The organism is Hyphomicrobium sp. (assembly GCF_019744875.1).
Lineage (GTDB): Bacteria > Pseudomonadota > Alphaproteobacteria > Rhizobiales > Hyphomicrobiaceae > Hyphomicrobium_C.
The window spans coordinates 1,160,519-1,175,624 of the sequence record NZ_JAIETU010000002.1; the positions used below are offsets into that span (position 1 = coordinate 1,160,519).

At 66.3% G+C, this 15,106-nt stretch carries 14 protein-coding genes; 6 read left to right on the forward strand and 8 right to left on the reverse strand.

The window, feature by feature from the left end; genetic code table 11:
- Positions 1–230 precede the first annotated feature (230 nt).
- From K2Y42_RS05490 to K2Y42_RS05500, 3 genes are all read left to right on the forward strand, one after another.
- Positions 231–692, forward strand: a complete 462-nt coding sequence (locus K2Y42_RS05490; protein WP_291149438.1) for a response regulator — start codon at positions 231–233, stop codon at positions 690–692.
- Positions 693–812: 120 nt separating this feature from the next.
- Positions 813–1,436 carry an ATP-binding cassette domain-containing protein gene (locus K2Y42_RS05495; protein WP_291149440.1) on the forward strand — a complete coding sequence of 208 codons (624 nt, stop codon included), beginning with the start codon at positions 813–815 and terminating at the stop codon, positions 1,434–1,436.
- Positions 1,433–2,230: an ABC transporter permease gene (locus tag K2Y42_RS05500; protein WP_291149443.1), complete on the forward strand. Its 798-nt coding sequence runs from the start codon at positions 1,433–1,435 to the stop codon at positions 2,228–2,230. Before K2Y42_RS05495 ends, K2Y42_RS05500 begins: the two co-directional genes overlap by 4 nt.
- Before the next feature lie 120 nt (positions 2,231–2,350).
- On the opposite strand, the gene K2Y42_RS05505 is transcribed toward K2Y42_RS05500, so the two are convergent.
- The 5 genes from K2Y42_RS05505 to K2Y42_RS05525 form a co-directional block, all read right to left on the reverse strand.
- Entirely contained in the window at positions 2,351–3,304 is a 954-nt protein-coding gene (locus K2Y42_RS05505) for a hypothetical protein (protein WP_291149446.1), read from the reverse strand.
- Between the two features lie 276 nt (positions 3,305–3,580).
- Complete coding sequence (locus K2Y42_RS05510; RefSeq protein ID WP_291149449.1) at positions 3,581–3,907, reverse strand: hypothetical protein; 327 nt, start codon at positions 3,905–3,907, stop codon at positions 3,581–3,583.
- A gap of 185 nt (positions 3,908–4,092) precedes the next feature.
- Entirely contained in the window at positions 4,093–4,308 is a 216-nt protein-coding gene (locus K2Y42_RS05515) for a cold-shock protein (protein ID WP_291149452.1), read from the reverse strand.
- Positions 4,309–4,649: 341 nt separating this feature from the next.
- Positions 4,650–5,507, reverse strand: a complete 858-nt coding sequence (gene rlmJ / locus K2Y42_RS05520; protein WP_291149454.1) for a 23S rRNA (adenine(2030)-N(6))-methyltransferase RlmJ — start codon at positions 5,505–5,507, stop codon at positions 4,650–4,652.
- Positions 5,508–5,621: 114 nt separating this feature from the next.
- Complete coding sequence (locus K2Y42_RS05525; RefSeq protein WP_291149456.1) at positions 5,622–6,176, reverse strand: polymer-forming cytoskeletal protein; 555 nt, start codon at positions 6,174–6,176, stop codon at positions 5,622–5,624.
- A 236-nt stretch (positions 6,177–6,412) separates the two neighbouring features.
- On the opposite strand from K2Y42_RS05525, the gene K2Y42_RS05530 reads away from it, so the two are divergent.
- Entirely contained in the window at positions 6,413–7,159 is a 747-nt protein-coding gene (locus K2Y42_RS05530) for a protein-L-isoaspartate(D-aspartate) O-methyltransferase (protein ID WP_291149459.1), read from the forward strand.
- Positions 7,160–7,267: 108 nt separating this feature from the next.
- The gene (locus K2Y42_RS05535; RefSeq protein WP_291149461.1) at positions 7,268–7,483 is read left to right on the forward strand and encodes a hypothetical protein; all 216 of its coding nucleotides are present in this window, start codon (positions 7,268–7,270) and stop codon (positions 7,481–7,483) included.
- 52 nt (positions 7,484–7,535) lie between these two features.
- Here K2Y42_RS05535 and K2Y42_RS05540 read toward each other — a convergent pair whose 3' ends face one another.
- Positions 7,536–10,079, reverse strand: a complete 2,544-nt coding sequence (locus tag K2Y42_RS05540) for a UvrD-helicase domain-containing protein (protein WP_291149463.1) — start codon at positions 10,077–10,079, stop codon at positions 7,536–7,538.
- 349 nt (positions 10,080–10,428) lie between these two features.
- Between K2Y42_RS05540 and K2Y42_RS05545 the strand changes: the two genes are divergently transcribed.
- Complete coding sequence (locus tag K2Y42_RS05545) at positions 10,429–14,547, forward strand: AsmA family protein (RefSeq protein ID WP_291149465.1); 4,119 nt, start codon at positions 10,429–10,431, stop codon at positions 14,545–14,547.
- A 6-nt stretch (positions 14,548–14,553) separates the two neighbouring features.
- On the opposite strand, the gene K2Y42_RS05550 is transcribed toward K2Y42_RS05545, so the two are convergent.
- Together K2Y42_RS05550 and K2Y42_RS05555 are read right to left on the reverse strand one after the other, a co-directional pair.
- Positions 14,554–14,802, reverse strand: a complete 249-nt coding sequence (locus K2Y42_RS05550) for a ribbon-helix-helix domain-containing protein (protein ID WP_291149468.1) — start codon at positions 14,800–14,802, stop codon at positions 14,554–14,556.
- Positions 14,799–15,020, reverse strand: a complete 222-nt coding sequence (locus tag K2Y42_RS05555; RefSeq protein WP_291149472.1) for a DUF4169 family protein — start codon at positions 15,018–15,020, stop codon at positions 14,799–14,801. The genes K2Y42_RS05550 and K2Y42_RS05555 overlap by 4 nt, the downstream gene beginning before the upstream one ends.
- Between the last annotated feature and the right edge of the window lie 86 nt (positions 15,021–15,106).

Here is a 15,106-nt window from a genome sequence, read left to right on the forward strand (position 1 = left end):
TCTAAGCGCGCGCCCCCAGCGCGCGGAACATCCCCCGTGGGGAGTGGAAAATACGCATCCGCACAAGGGTGATAGTGCACCCTTAGGGGTCAGCCGCGACCACGCAAAGACTGCATTCGAGCGGCTTCCTCAACCAGTCATTAACTCCTTTACATCACAAATGACTTGGTCCGCGCGCGACGCGGATGGATCGCCTTCCCGCAGGGGAAGAGCGCGCGCTCGAGGCTCTGATGAAGCGCTGTCTCATCGCCGATCATTCCGAGGTTGTCCGCAAAGTCGCGCGGCACTACCTCGAATCGTTGTCGTGCGAGGTGGTAGAAGCCCGGAACGCCGACGAAGCGCTGCATGTGATCAGCACCCAGAACATTGCGGCCGTGCTGCTGGACTGGCGGCTGCCGGGCAAGACGACCGTCGAATTCCTCTCGGCGCTTCGCTTCTCCGGCATCGAGCATCGCCCGCTCGTGATCTACATCACGACCGAGAACGATCCGGCCGATATCCGCAAAGCCTTCGCGGCCGGCGCACATACCTACCTCCTGAAGCCGTTCGACCGCGAATCGTTCACGGAGACGATGCGGAACGCCGCGCTCGCCCCCATCACGGTCGGCGGGCCGTCGCCCACAGCCGGCGGGTCCGGATACGGGCATAGCGACGTGCACATGCCCGCATCCGCATCCTCGATGCGGCCCTAACAGGGCACGCCCGGATCGTTCCGGCCCCTCGTCCCGCGCCTCCTCGTTCTTCCTGAGACTGGCCTCGCGCCTTGCCGCTTGCTAAAGCGTCCCTTCCGCGATCTCCGGTGAGGACATCTTTTGCTGCGAGTCGAGCACCTCAGAATTGGACAGCTTCCGCCGCTGTCGTTCGCCGTCACGGGTGGAGAATGCCTGGCCATCGAGGGGCCATCCGGCTCCGGCAAGACGCGCATCCTGCGGGCCATCGCCGACCTCGACCCGAACGAGGGACATCTCTTCATCGACGGACATGAGCGTGGCGAGGTGGCGGCCACGGACTGGCGCAAGCTGGCCCGCTATGTTGCCGCCGAACCCGGCTGGTGGGCGGATACGCCCCGCGCTACGCTGCCCACCACGGCCGCGGCCCAAGCCCGCGCGGCGCGGCTCATTTCGGCGCTCGGCCTCGACCAGGAGGTTCTCGACCGCCCCGTCAGCCTGCTTTCGACCGGCGAGCGCCAGCGGATCGCGCTGGTGCGCGCGCTCATCGACGAGCCCAAGGTGCTGCTGCTCGACGAACCGACAGGGCCGCTCGATGTCGCCTCGAGCGCGCTCGTCGAGGAGCTGATCCGCTTTCAACTGCTGGCCGGACGATGCGTGCTGATCGCCAGCCACGACGCGGCGCTGGTCGGACGCCTCGCCCACGCGCGGCTCCAGCTCGGCCCCCTCAAACGCTCGACAAGCGGCGGAAAGGGCGCACAGCCATGACGTACATCGATCTCGGATTTTCCGATCTTGCGATCGCCGCGCTGCTGCTGATCGCCAACGGTGCGGTGTCGATCTGGTTCCGTCTCGGACTCGAGCGCACGATCGCCATCTCGGCCGTTCGCATGATCGTGCAGCTCGCTGTGGTCGCGCTGGCGTTGAAATGGATCTTCGCGCTCGACAATCCTGTCTGGACCGTTCTGTTCGCGCTCTTCATGGCGGGCGCCGCCGGATACGAAGTCATAGCTCGGCAGGAGCGGCGCGTCGGCGGCATGGCGGTGCTGGCGCTTGGCGCGGGCGCGCCGTTCGCGGCCGGGCTCATCGCTACGATTTTCGCGATGGTCGCGGTTATCGGGCCCGACCCCTGGTATGCGCCGCGCTATGTATTGCCGATCTTCGGCATGATGCTCGGCAATGCGTTGACCGGAACGAGCCTCGTGCTCGACACCATGAGCACGTCGGCCGTGCGCGACCGGCTCGCCATCGAGGCGCGGCTGGCGCTCGGGGCAAGCCGTTACGAGGCGCTGCGGCCGAGCTTGCGCCGCGCGCTCACCACCGGATCGATGCCGATCCTCACCGCCATGGCCGCCACGGGCATCGTCTCGCTGCCCGGCATGATGACGGGACAGATCCTGGCCGGGGTCGATCCCGTCTCGGCGGCCAAGTATCAGGTGATGATCCTGATGCTCATCGCCGGTTCTACCGGGCTCGCCGTAGTCGCGGCGGGGATCGGCTCCGTGATGCTGCTGACCGACGAGCGCCACCGCCTCAGGCTCGACCGGCTGTCCTCGCCCTAGGTTTCAATAAGAGCCGCACCACCGCCAAGAAAAACGCCCGCCACGGCGGCTCGCAGGAGCTTTCGTGGGCGGGCGTAATCGTTCCAGGCCGTCGCGCAGAGCGCTCGACGCCTTGAAGAGTTAGGGCGTCGGCGTCACGGGCGCGACAGGAGCGGTGGTTGCCGTCGACGAAGACGTCGAAGATGCGTCAGGCGTCGTTGCCGTCGCGGCAGGTGCGCTCTCGGTGGGCGGCGTCGACGGCGCGGCTGCGGCCGGTGCGGCTGGTGCTGCCTGCGCCTGGGCGGTCAGTGCGGCGGCGGCACGCTCGGCGGCATCGGCTGCGCGCTCTGCGGCAGCGGCGGCGCGTTCGGCGGCAGCAGCGGCCGATTCTGCGGCGGCGGCGGCAGCATTGTTAGCCGGTGCATTCGCGGATGCATCGGGCTCGACCTTCGCGGGCTCAGCCGTCGTTGCGCCTGCGGCGGTTGCGGTCGCTGCGGCAGCAGCGGGCGCGACAGGGATGGTGCCGGTCTCGACAGCCGTCGGCTGTTCGGCGGGCTTGGTCTCAGCGGCCTTCTGCTCGGTCGCGTCAGACTCGCTCGGCGCGGCGGCGGTGTCCTCGGACTTCTTCTCGGACGAAGACTTCTCAGAAGAAGAGCCGGTCGAGGCCGTCTCCTTCGCCTTCTCGTCGGAGGGCTTGGCTTCCTTTGCGGCGTCGGAAGGCTTGCTCGTCGAAGCGGTCTCTTCCTTCTTGGCGGCGGGCTTCTTGGGCGCCTTCGCGTCCTGAACCTTGTTGATGTCCGGTCCCCAGCACACGGTCGCGTTGGCGGTGCAGGTGTGCTCGTCGACGACGATCAGGTTCAAGTAGAGCTCGCAGTCGACATCCTTCTTGCCGACCGTGTACTTCTCGATGCCCTGCTCCGCCGCCCACGTGGCGATGTGCTTGTCGAGCAGATCCTTGGCGTCGCGCGTCGGGCCATCCTTGCCGTAGTCATTGACGGTGAAGCCCATGCGTTTGCATCCCGCGATGGCCGGATTTGCCAAAGCGAGAGCGCCCGTCAGTGCAGTTGCGAGGGCGAACCTGGACACGAAACCCATCAAGTTTCTCCGTAACGGCCGAATTTCATTTGGTGTTCACGCTGCTATAGCCGTGTCCTTCGAGCATGCCTAGAGCGCTTGGCGACATTATGCGCAGCTTTACTAACGGGCCGAAATAAATCCCGAAGTGGTTTTCCCCTCCGCGCGAAGAGTAATTTACCCTTCACTATCCTCACACAAAGCGGCGCAGTTCGCGCCAATCCTCGTTGTTTCCATGAAAAATGCCGCGCCTCCGGTGTGGGGGCGCGGCATCATTACGTCGGGTTTGCCTGACGCTTAGAGCTTGCAGATTGTGGCGGAACCGCGGCAGGTCCAGCCCCACGAGCCGCCCTGCTTGCAGCTGTAGCTGCGGGCGCCGTAGGTGTAGCCCGGCAGATTCGCGGCCGCGCCGACCTTGTTGTTGGAGCCCATCCACGCAGCCCAGGCACCCCAATCGACGGCCTGGAGAAGAGCTTCATCGACCTGCAGCTTCGCATCCTGCTGGCTTCCGGCTTCACCGACGGCGCCCTTGCGGACGCACTCTTTGGCCTCAGCGACGGTTGCAGTGAACGCGAAGCCCGCGACGGCTGCGAGCGCCATCGTCGAACGCACAGCTTTGAGCATTGATCTTCTCCCTAAGAATGAACGCAGCAGTTCGTGCGTTTAATTGGCAGAACCGCGGGGACTCTGCCCCAACTACTGCGCCCCGCCTATCCGTCATGCACAGGAAAGCACGCGGAACCGATGGTTTTCCGCGGTCTCGTTGCACGGAGACAACGCGGCCGAACCGCGTGCCAGAATTCGGCGACTCAATTGGCCCGTTGAAGATCCACGGCCTTCGGCCCCTTGCCGTGCTTGTCCGGTTCCGTATCGAAGGAAATGCGCGCGCCCTCCGCCAGCGCACCCATGCCGGACCTCTCGATTGCCGTGACGTGCACGAACACGTCGTTCCCCCCGCTGTCCGGCTTGATGAAGCCATAGCCTTTTTGATCGTTGTAAAATTTAACAGTTCCAACCTGGCGCATCTCACGTCTCCACAGCCCGCGTCGGTTCTTGGAGACCGGCAGAAGCGCGGGCAATGCTTCAGCCGGGCGAACCGGCCTCACCTTCGATGGGAGATCGAAACTTTCGAACGCGCGATCTTGCGCGCTCTCGGATTCACTCGGGCTGTTGTAGTCACTCGAATGACGTCCACTCGAACCTCGGCCTTCCTGCGCGAGCGTGCCCGCACAGTGTTCTTGGTTTTGATGCGTCTTTCGAAGACGAACACGCATCGCCGGGAGCTTCGAAGTATTCCGAAAAGATGCGGGGCACGCAACCCTCGCGGCGCGACGTTCAAACGTAATCCTGCGATCTCACGAGGATGTTACGCGACGCGCTCGCCGGTGAGCCATGTCATGCGGCTTTCCGCACCTTTCGCGCGCGCGAGTGTCTGCACGAAATACGGAAGTAGACGGGCGAGCTTCTCTTCGAGAGTGTACGGAGGATTTAAAACGAGAAGCCCCGTGCCCGACAACTCTCCTTCGAGATGCGGGGAGCGCACGTAGAGCTCCACCGAGAGCAGCTTCGGCAATCCCAGCGCGGCGGCGTCGCGTTGAAAGGCGCGTACGGCGCGCGTGTCCTTGACGGGATACCAGATGATGATGGTGCCGGTGGCGAACCGCCGATGCGCGGCGGAAAGACCTTCCAGCAGGCGGCGGAATTCGCCGGGCTCCTCGAACGGCGGATCGATCAGCACGACGCCGCGGCGTTCCTTCGGCGGCAACAGGGCTTTCAGTGCGGCCCAGCCGTCGATCGTCATGACCTTGGCAGCGGGATCCTTTGCGAACAGCGCGGCCAGCGCTTCCGCATCTTCCGGATGAGCCTCGTTCGCGACGAGCCGATCGCCGCGGCGCATCAGCCGGCGCGCGAGTAGCGGGCTGCCAGGATAGGCGTTCAGCGCGCCGCCCTCGTTCAACTCGCGCAGCACGCCGAGATACGGAGCGAGGATCTCGGCCACTTGAGCCGGCGGCTCGCTGGCCAGGATGCGGCCGATGCCGTCGCGCCATTCGCCCGTCTTCTGCGCTTCGACGCTCGTGAGATCGTAGAGGCCGATGCCGGCGTGCGTGTCGACGACGCGGAACGGCTGCGGCTTGAGCTTCAGGTGCTCGATGACGAGCGCGAGCACGGCATGCTTCAGGACGTCGGCGAAATTTCCAGCGTGATAGATGTGTCGATAGTTCATGCCATGCCCCAAAACGATCCGGGGACGCCACGGCTTCGAAGCCGCGCCATCCCCGGCGCTTGGTAGCACATTCATGGGCGCGCGCGAGCGGCCGGCGCCGTCGCGCGCGATACCTCAGCCAGCGAGCGGCGGCTGATAGGTCTGCGTGGCGTAGGGTTGGGGGGCCGAGGACTGACCTGCGGCTTCCGATCCGGGGCTGCGTTCGAGCTGCGGGGCGATTTCAGCCGGATCGCGCACGCGGCGCGAACGGCCGTCGAACACCGCACCCTGCTCGATCGACAGCAGGTGGCTGTGGATGTCGCCGTCGACCTCGGCACCGGCGTGAAGAACGACGTGCGTGCCCATGATGGCGCCGGATACGCGGCCGAACACATCGACCGTCTCGGCCGCGATCGCGCCGTTGATGACGGCTTCCTTGCCGACTTCGAGCTGGCGGCTGTGCAGATCGGCCTGGATGTTGCCGAGAACCTTGAGGGAGCCTTTGCAGCGGATCGTGATCGTCTGGCCTTCGATCGAGAGATCGTTGCCGATGACGGACTGCGTATCGGACCCGGCGGACGCGACTGCATGCAGGTGCTGCTTCTCGACGCCGATGTTGCGATCAAGGCGACGGAGCTGCGGTGCGGGGGCTTCGACTGGAACGGGCTCGGGCTTGCGATTGAAAACCATTACTCATCTCCTTGACGCTAACCATAATCCGCACACGCCTTCCATGCGTTGGGAGTTGGTCGAAAACATGTCCAAAGTTTTGCTCCGAGCGAGTTGATCGATCGCGCACGACTTCTATCGCGCACTTCTCAGATGGTTGCAGGACGCGGGTTGCAGCCCGCCGCGCGAGGTCTCATGTCTTGTCTGAGGTGAACGACAACTGCAGACGATCGACGCCCAAGATCGCTGGAGACACCATGAGCGCAAACGACGATAAGACGCTCGCCACGCACGCTTCCACCATTGCGGCGACGCCGGCATGCGGCGCAGAAATCCCTGCGCCAGACGCTGATTTTTCAGCGCGCGAGGCGATGGTGATCGCGATCGGTCAGTGCTTCGCGAGGTATGCCCACATGCCAGAAGCGGGCTCGCTTTCACCTCGCGTGCGCGATGCGATGCTCGCGGTACCCCGCCACCTGTTCGTTCCTGAGCAAGACCGGGCGCGCGCCTATCTCAACGTTCCCGTCCCGATCGGCTACGGCCAGACCATCTCGCAGCCGTTCATCGTCGCGCTCATGACCGAGCTGCTGCATCTGGCGCCCGACGCGCGGGTGCTCGAAATCGGAACCGGCTGCGGATATCAGACGGCTATCCTCTCGCGGCTCGCGCAACATGTGTTCTCGATGGAAATCGTCGCGCCGCTCGCCGAACGGGCAGCGCGCACATTTTCCGATCTCGGACTTTCGAACGTGACCACGCGCATCGGCGACGGTCATCGCGGCTGGCCGGACGAGGCCCCCTTCGACGCCATCCTCGTCGCCGCCGCTCCGGCCCGGGTGCCCGAGGCCCTGGTGCGCCAATTGCGGCCGGGCGGGCGCCTTGCCCTGCCGGTCGGGGAAAGCGCGCAGCAACTCATTGTTGTCGAAATGCGGAGCGATCAATCGTCCGTGCAGAGGGAAATTATTCCCGTATGCTTTGTTCCGCTTACGTCCGAGGACGTTTAGCAAATACCCAAGGGCAATTGCCATGACCACCAAAGCCGGGCTTGCGCGGCGATGGCTTCAGCTTCAAATTTCGAGCGCTCTCAGCTGATCCGATGGAGACGACGGGAAATGGACGACCTGGACCGGTTCGAACCGGAGCTACATACCTTCAGCGGAACGGTACGCCTGTGGGCAACGAGCACAGCCGAGGTGATTACGGACAGTGGGCTAGTGCTGTTTCTCGATACGCGCGGGCAACCGCCGATGCCGGTCGGCTCACGCGTCAAGATCGACACGCGGAAGTACCGCCCCTGTCATTTCGTCACGAAGGTGACACCGGTTTAAATGGTGGGAGCATGAGGAGCTACGGCGTGAGGGTTGGGCGCGGCCGAGCGGGCTAGATGCGCGCGACGAAGCTGTCGACGACCCGTTTGCGGCCGGCGTGATCGAACTCGATCGTGAGCTTGTTGCCGTCGACGTCGGTGACGGTGCCGGGGCCAAACTTCTGATGGCGGACGCGCGCGCCTACCGTGTAGCCGGCCCCCTTCGCCGCCGATGATGCGATCAGCTCGCCCTCGATGGTGATCGGCGGCCGCATGGGCCGCATACCCGCCTGCTTCTGGCGGTCCGCATCGCGCGACCAGTTGGCGGATTTTGCTTCTTCATGCGATTTGGCGCGCTGCCAGCCGGGCGTGTCGTAGCTCGCCCCGAAGCGCGGTGATGCGTCGTCAAAGCGGCTCTTGCCATACGGCGCCCGGCCAAAGCCGCCCTGCTCGAACGGATTGCCGAAATTCTGATAGGCGCCGCCGAACGGGCTCTTCGTTTCAATGACCTCGGTATCGCCTTCCGGCAGATCGTCCACGAAACGCGACGGAATGGCGGACTGATAGAGGCCGCGTGTGCGCCGGTTCTGCGCAAACGACACCTTGGCCAGCTTGCGGGCCCGCGTGATGCCGACGTAGGCGAGGCGGCGCTCCTCTTCGAGGCCCTTCTCGCCGCTTTCGTCGAGCGAGCGCTGATGGGGAAACAGCCCCTCCTCCCACCCGGGAAGAAAGACCGTGTTGAACTCGAGGCCCTTGGCGGCGTGCAGCGTCATGAGGCTGACGCGGTCGCCGTCGTCGCCCTGCTCGGTGTCCATGACGAGGCTGACGTGCTCGAGGAAGCTCTCCAGCGTCTCGAACTGGTGCATGAAGCGCACAAGTTCTTTCAGGTTCTCGAGCCGCGACTGGGCTTGCGGGCTCTTGTCGCTCTGCCAGTGCGCGGTGTAGCCGCTCTCGTCCAAGATGAGCTCGGCCAGCTCGGTGTGCTTCATGCCGTCGGAGAGGCCGCGCCAGCGCTCGAAGGCGTGCACGAGGTCGGACAGCGATTTGCGCGCCTTGCCGGCGAGTTCTTCGGTCTCGATGATCTCGCGGGCGGCGCGGAACAGCGGCACGGCGCGGGCGCGGGCCAGGGCGTGGATGCGCTCGACGCTGGTGTCACCGAGGCCGCGCTTCGGGACGTTGATGATGCGCTCGAACTTGAGGTCGTTCGACGGATTGTGCGTCACTTCCAGATAGGCCAGCGCGTCCTTCACCTCGGCGCGCTCATAGAAGCGCGGGCCGCCGATGACGCGATAGGGCAGACCGGTCGTGACGAAGCGGTCTTCGAAGGCGCGCATCTGGAACGAGGCGCGCACGAGGATCGCGATTTCGTTCAGCCGCTGGCCAGCCGCGCGCTGCTCCTCGATGGTGCGCACGATGGAGCGCGCCTCCTCCTCGTCGTCCCAGACGCCCATGACGGTGACTTTGTCGCCGCGCTCGCCGTCGGTGAAGAGTGTCTTGCCGAGACGGCCCTTATTGGCCGCGATGAGGCCCGAGGCCGCCGAGAGAATGTGTCCCGTCGAGCGGTAGTTGCGCTCCAGGCGAATGATCCTGGCGCCGGGGAAGTCGGTCTCGAAACGCAGGATGTTGTCCACCTCGGCGCCGCGCCAGCCGTAGATCGACTGATCGTCGTCGCCGACGCAGCAGACATTCGGAGAGCCTTGGGCGAGCAGGCGCAGCCAGAGGTACTGGACGACGTTGGTGTCCTGGTACTCGTCGACCAGGATGTAGCGGAAGCGGCGATGGTAGTCGGCGAGGATATCCGGGTGCTCCAAGAACAACCGGAGCGTTTCGAGCAGGAGATCGCCGAAGTCGGCCGCGTTGAGTTCCTTCAGGCGCTTCTGGTAGGCGGCATAGAGATGCGCGCCCTTGCCGCCGGCGAAGCCGAAGCTCTCTCCGGCGGGCACTTTCGCGGGCGTGAGGCCGCGGTTTTTCCAACTGTCGATGAGGCCCGCGAGCTGGCGCGCCGGCCAGCGGTCCTTGTCCAGTCCCTCTGCGTCGATCACCTGCTTGATGAGGCGGAGCTGATCGTCGGTGTCGAGGATGGTGAAACCGGATTTCAGGTCGACCAGCTCGGCGTGACGGCGCAGGATCTTGACGCCGATGGAGTGGAACGTGCCGAGCCACGGCATGGCCTCGACAGCGCCGCCGACAAGCGTGCCGATGCGCGTCTTCATCTCGCGCGCGGCCTTGTTCGTGAACGTGACGGCGAGGATCTGGCTGCCGTAGGCGCGGCCGGTCGCCAGGATGTGGGCGATGCGCGTCGTCAGAACGCGGGTTTTGCCGGTGCCTGCGCCCGCGAGAACCAGCACGGGGCCGTCGAGGGCTTCGACCGCGGCGCGCTGCTCGGGATTGAGGCCGTTGAGGTAAGGCGGCATGGCGCTCGCGCGGGCGCGCTCGGAGATGGAGCGGCGTTCGGGCGGGGCATCGTTGAATGCGTCGTGGCTCTGCTCGGCGTCGCTCCCATGGGCGCGCTCCAGCCCCTGCGCACGCGGGGCCGCCGCGTTCGGAGCCATCGGCAGATCGAACGGCGGGAGATCGCCGTCCCCGTCCTGGGCGGCTCGTTTATCGTTTTGCGACATCGGGTTCGATCTATAGCACCCAGCAGTGGGCGGCAACGGGGCGGGCAAAAGTGCCCACATGACAAAAATATAGGACGGCTTTTTGCGTTGGCCACCTAACTCCCGTGTGCCCACAGGAAAATGCCCCAATTGGGGGTCACACTTGTGGTCACTGTTGGGCTATGGTGACGCGGCGGCGTCGCCGGTTGCACACGGCGTTGCCAGAGCGGTCTGCTGTCGACCGCGCCGGGGGGCAAGCAGGTCTGTTGCGCGGTTCAGCCGCGCCGTGGCGTGCTGGCTGGCGGCGCGCGGCTGCGGCCCGCGTCTTCGCGATCGCAGTTCCAATGGATCTTGAGCAGACAAGACGCGGATGAACAACGCTCTCCTCTATCTCGGCGGCATTCTGATCACCGCGTTGGCGGTTCTTTTCGCCGTGCCGCGCTTCATCGACTGGAACAGCTATCGCGGCGTCTTCGAAGAAGAGGCTTCGCGCGTGTTGGGCCGCGAGGTGCGCGTGGGCGGCGCCGTCAACGTGCGCCTGCTGCCGGCGCCGTTCGTCAGCTTCGAGAAGCTCCGCATCGCCGATCTCGGCGCCGACGGCGGCAACTCCATCATCCGGGTCGAGAGCTTCACGATGTGGCTTTCCGTGCCGCCGCTTCTGCGCGGCGTGCTGGAAGCCCATCGCGTCGAGCTGGGCCGGCCCGTCGTCAGCCTGTCCACCAACGAGCAGGGAAGCGGCAACTGGCGGACGCTGGCCTTCTCGCCCGACGCGGTCCGTTTCGTGCCCAAAGACGTGGCGCTGCAGTCGGTGCAGGTCCATGACGGGGCGGTCATCATCAGCGGCCCGCAGCGCAACGAGCTGGCGCGCCTGGACGACGTCAACGGCGAGTTGACGGCCGAGGCTCTCGAAGGCCCATTCAAATTCCGCGGCAGCGCCAACTGGGGCGGCACACTGCGCCACATCAAGCTCGCGACGTCGAAGATGGATACCGACGGCGTGCTGCGCTTCAAGACCGCCATCGACGTTCCCGCGACCTCCAACAGCTACGTGTTCGACGGACGGCTGAGCGACATCAAGGAAAAGCCGACTCTGGACGGTGACCTGACGGCGAAATTCGCCCTGGGACATGGGCCGAAGCCAGCGCCCGTCACCGCGGCCGATCCTGTTGTTGAGCCGGAGCCTGCGGCGGGCGCGCAAACCGGGCCGGCTTCGCCCAACGTCGCCGCTCCGCCGGCTGTCGTATCTGAGGCACAAAAGGGTGCAGCTCCGGCCGCGAACGGCTCGCGCGGCTTCGATCTCAAGGCCAAGCTGACGGGATCGACAACGGCGGTGGCACTCAAGGACATCGCCGTCTCGCTCGATGCCGGCGCGACACCGCAGCTCATCACGGGCGAAGCGGTGTTCGACTGGGCGCAACGCATGCGCGTGGACCTCTCGCTCGCCTCACGCTGGCTCGACCTCGACCAGATCTCGCCGCCGGGCGAGGCAAAGGTTCCGCTCGAAGCCGGGCGCGGCTACTTCGAGGCACTCGCCGCGGCCCTGCCGCAGGAGGCGGACACCAACGCACGGCTGGAATTCGATCAACTGACGCTCGGCGGCGAGCCGATCAGCAACGTGCGCCTTGCGGCGTCGCGCGCCGGGGGGCCGCTGGAGCTGAAGGGCGTGCGCGCCGACCTGCCGGGCGGCGTGCGGCTCGAGCTCGACGGCATCCTGACGCCGTCCGGCAAGGTGCCGCGCCTCGACGGCTCGCTGTTCGTTTCCGGCAAAAGCCTGCTGCGCTTTCTCGCCTGGGGATTCGCCAATCCCACGCTCGCCGCAGACCGCAACGACGGGGCGTTCTCGCTCGATGGGCAGTTCGCGCTCGGAGACGGCACACTGGCGCTGTCGAATGCGGCGTTCGAGTTCGCCGATACGCCGCTCGCGGGCGATCTCAAGATCGATCTCGGAGAGCAGAAAAAACTCGTCATGACCGTCGAAGGGCCGCGCATCGACGTTGCGCAGATCGGGCCCGGGCTGATCGGCCTCAACGTGATGCGCGGGCTCTTGCTCGGCACCGACGCGCCCGCCGCAGACCCTGCGGGCGCCGCTCCCGACACCGCCGTCACGAAACTGCTCGATCCCAAGACGGCCGATCTCTCGCTCGACCTCAAGGTTGCCGAGCTGGTCGACGGCAGCCGGATCCTGAAAGACGTCGACACCAGCATCCGGCTGGAGCGCGGAACGCTTTCGATCCCGCGCCTCAAGTTCTCGACCCCGCAGGGGCTCACGGTCGAAGCCGATGGCGAAGCGCGTGACGTGCCTGCGCATCCCAAGGGGGCCATTCACGGGCTCGTATCCGCGCCCAACCCGGAGGCGGCGCGCGCGTTCCTGACGCTGCTCGACGTCGATCCCGACTGGACGGCCGACCTCGACCGTGTCGCGGCCCTCGCGCCCTTCCGCGTGGCGGGCACCTTGCAGCTCGCCGGTGCGCCGACCGACGGCAGCACGCTTTCGCTCGACGGTACGGTCGGCGGCGGGCGCGTGAACGCCACGGTGCGGCTGGACGGCGACCGCAGCAAATGGCGATCCGCGCCGCTCGACGCGCAGATGTCGCTCGAGAGCCAGGACATCGCGCGCGTGATCGCGACCTTGTTCGGCGCCAAGCCGGTCGCGACGGAGCCCGCTCCGCCGACACCGGCCGCTGCTGCAGGCCAGCCTCCCGCCGTTCAGGTTGGGCGGGCGATCCTCAAGGCGACCGGCGTGCCGGCCGACGGATTGCTCACGCTCGTCGACGCGACCGGCAACGGTCTTTCGCTCGGCTATCGCGGAAAGCTGCGGTTGCCCGCGCCGGGTCAGTCCACCGCAGATGGCCACCTGCAGGTTTCCGCCGCCGATGCCCGCACGGTGCTGGCGCTCAGCGGGCTCGCGAACTCGGACCGGATGGCAGCCGGCGCCCTGAATGGCGCGGTCCACATCCAGCGCAACCCGGGCAAGCTGGTGCTGACCAGCGACACGCTGACGATCGGCAGCGGCATTCTATCCGGCGAAGTCTCGCTGAGCTCCAAGGACGGCGGGCCGCAGACGATCGACGCCAAGATCACCACCAACAAGACAACGATAGCTTCGCTGCTGTGGCCGGTGCTCGGCAAGTCGACCGATGCCGACATCCTCAATTCCATTACCCCCGCGCCGGCACCGGCGCCGCGCGCCAACGCGCGCCAGCAGCAGGCGGAAGCGCAGGCAGCCCCCCCGACCATCGTCTGGCCGGAGCAGACGTTCGACCTCGCACCGCTCGACAAGCTTTCGGGCACGGTGGATCTCAAGATCGGGGCGCTGGAGATCGAACCGGGGCTTACGGTTCGCAACGCGCGCCTCCTGGCGACCCTCGCACCCGGCGCGCTCAACGTGACGAAGCTCACGGGCGAGGCGGTGGGCGGGCGGATGCTCTCTCATCTCGACATCGCGAAGGCGGCGGCAGGGGTCGAAGTGTCCGGCGCTCTCCGGATCGACATCGACAGCAAGCCGCTCGAACCCAGCACCAATGGGGCCGACGACGCTCTGCCGCCGGGCGACGCCGCCGCGTTCGGCGTGACGTTCTCCGGCCGGGCGCTCAGCCCCGCCGCCGTCCTCTCGACCCTGACCGGAAAGGGCGAGATCACGATCGGCGATGCGACGCTGACCGGCAACTCTCCGGCCGCGGTCTCGATGGTGGCGCGGTCGGCGCTGACGGGCCAGGGACCCAATAGCGGCGCAGCACTTTCCGATGCCATTCGCGAGGCGCTGAAGAGCGGCGAGGTCAAGCTCGGCAAAATCACCATCCCGGTCCTGATCGGCGACGGCGCGCTCAAGCTCGAACGGGTGCGCATTGAGATGAAGGACGGCCGATCTACGTTTGCGACCGCCGTCGAACTCGCGACCATGAAAATCGACAGCGAATGGCAGATCGAGCCAAAGCTCGACGGCGCGCTCGCGGCCTCGCCTGAGCGCGCGGTGCTGCCGCCCGTTACTGTCGTGTATTCCGGCAAGCTCAGCCAGTTTGCGGATCTCGTCCCGACCGTGTCAGCGGGCAGCCTCGAGCGGGAGCTTGTGGTGCGCAAGATGGAGATGGACGTCGGTGAGCTCGAACGGCTGCGCAAGCTCGACGAGCAGCGCGCACGCGAAGATGCCGCGCGCCGCAAAGCCCAGGAGGAAGAGCAGGCGCGGATCGAAGCCGAGCGGCGCAAGGCGCTCGAAGCCGATCAGGAACGCACGGCACCGCCCCCGGCGCCGCAGAACGGCCTGGCGCCCGACGGCGCGCCACCCGGAGATGCGCCCGCGCCGGGAGCCGATCCGACTGGGGCCGACATCACCGACGATACGCTCGCCCGCCCGCCGCAGGACGCACGGCCCGCAGGCGACCTCGAAGCTGCCGCGCCGCCACCGCAGGCAGCGCCCTCGCCCGCCACGCAGCGGCCGCGCCGCAAGCGGCCCGTGGACGATGCGTGGCAACCGTTCCAGCAGCTCAATTGACGTCAGTCAGTCGCGATTGCCGCCGTCGTAGCTCGTGACGGCGGCGGCGGCGCGCACATCGTGCAGGATCCAGACACGCACGGCGCTGGACAGGCCCGCCGCGCCGCGCGTCTCGTCGATGCGCGCGATGAGGGCGGCCAGCGAAATGCGCTCACGCGCCGCGGCATCCTTCAAGGCCTCCCAGAAGGCATGCTCGAGAGAGATCGACGTCCGGTGGCCGCGAATGGAGAACGAGCGCTTGACCGGGCGGGTCATGCCTCATCGTCTCCGGGCGGAGGATTTTCGCCGCTGTTGCCCGTTGCGCGCTTGTGAGCCTCGAGGCGGCGGAGCGTCAGATCCTTGCTCGCTTCGGCCTGCTGGCGCTCGGCCTTCGTGCGCCCGAACTTGACGCGATTTTCCCCAGCCTGCTTTTCCTTGGCCACGCGATCGCGCGCCTTGCGGGCCTTGCGGAGGTTGATGAGGTCGGCGGACATGGGGAAAAATCCAACAGAGCGCTGAAAGATTAGCACGGATTCGCCGCTCCGGGACGCAACGCTGATGCGCTGCCCGCGACTGGAAG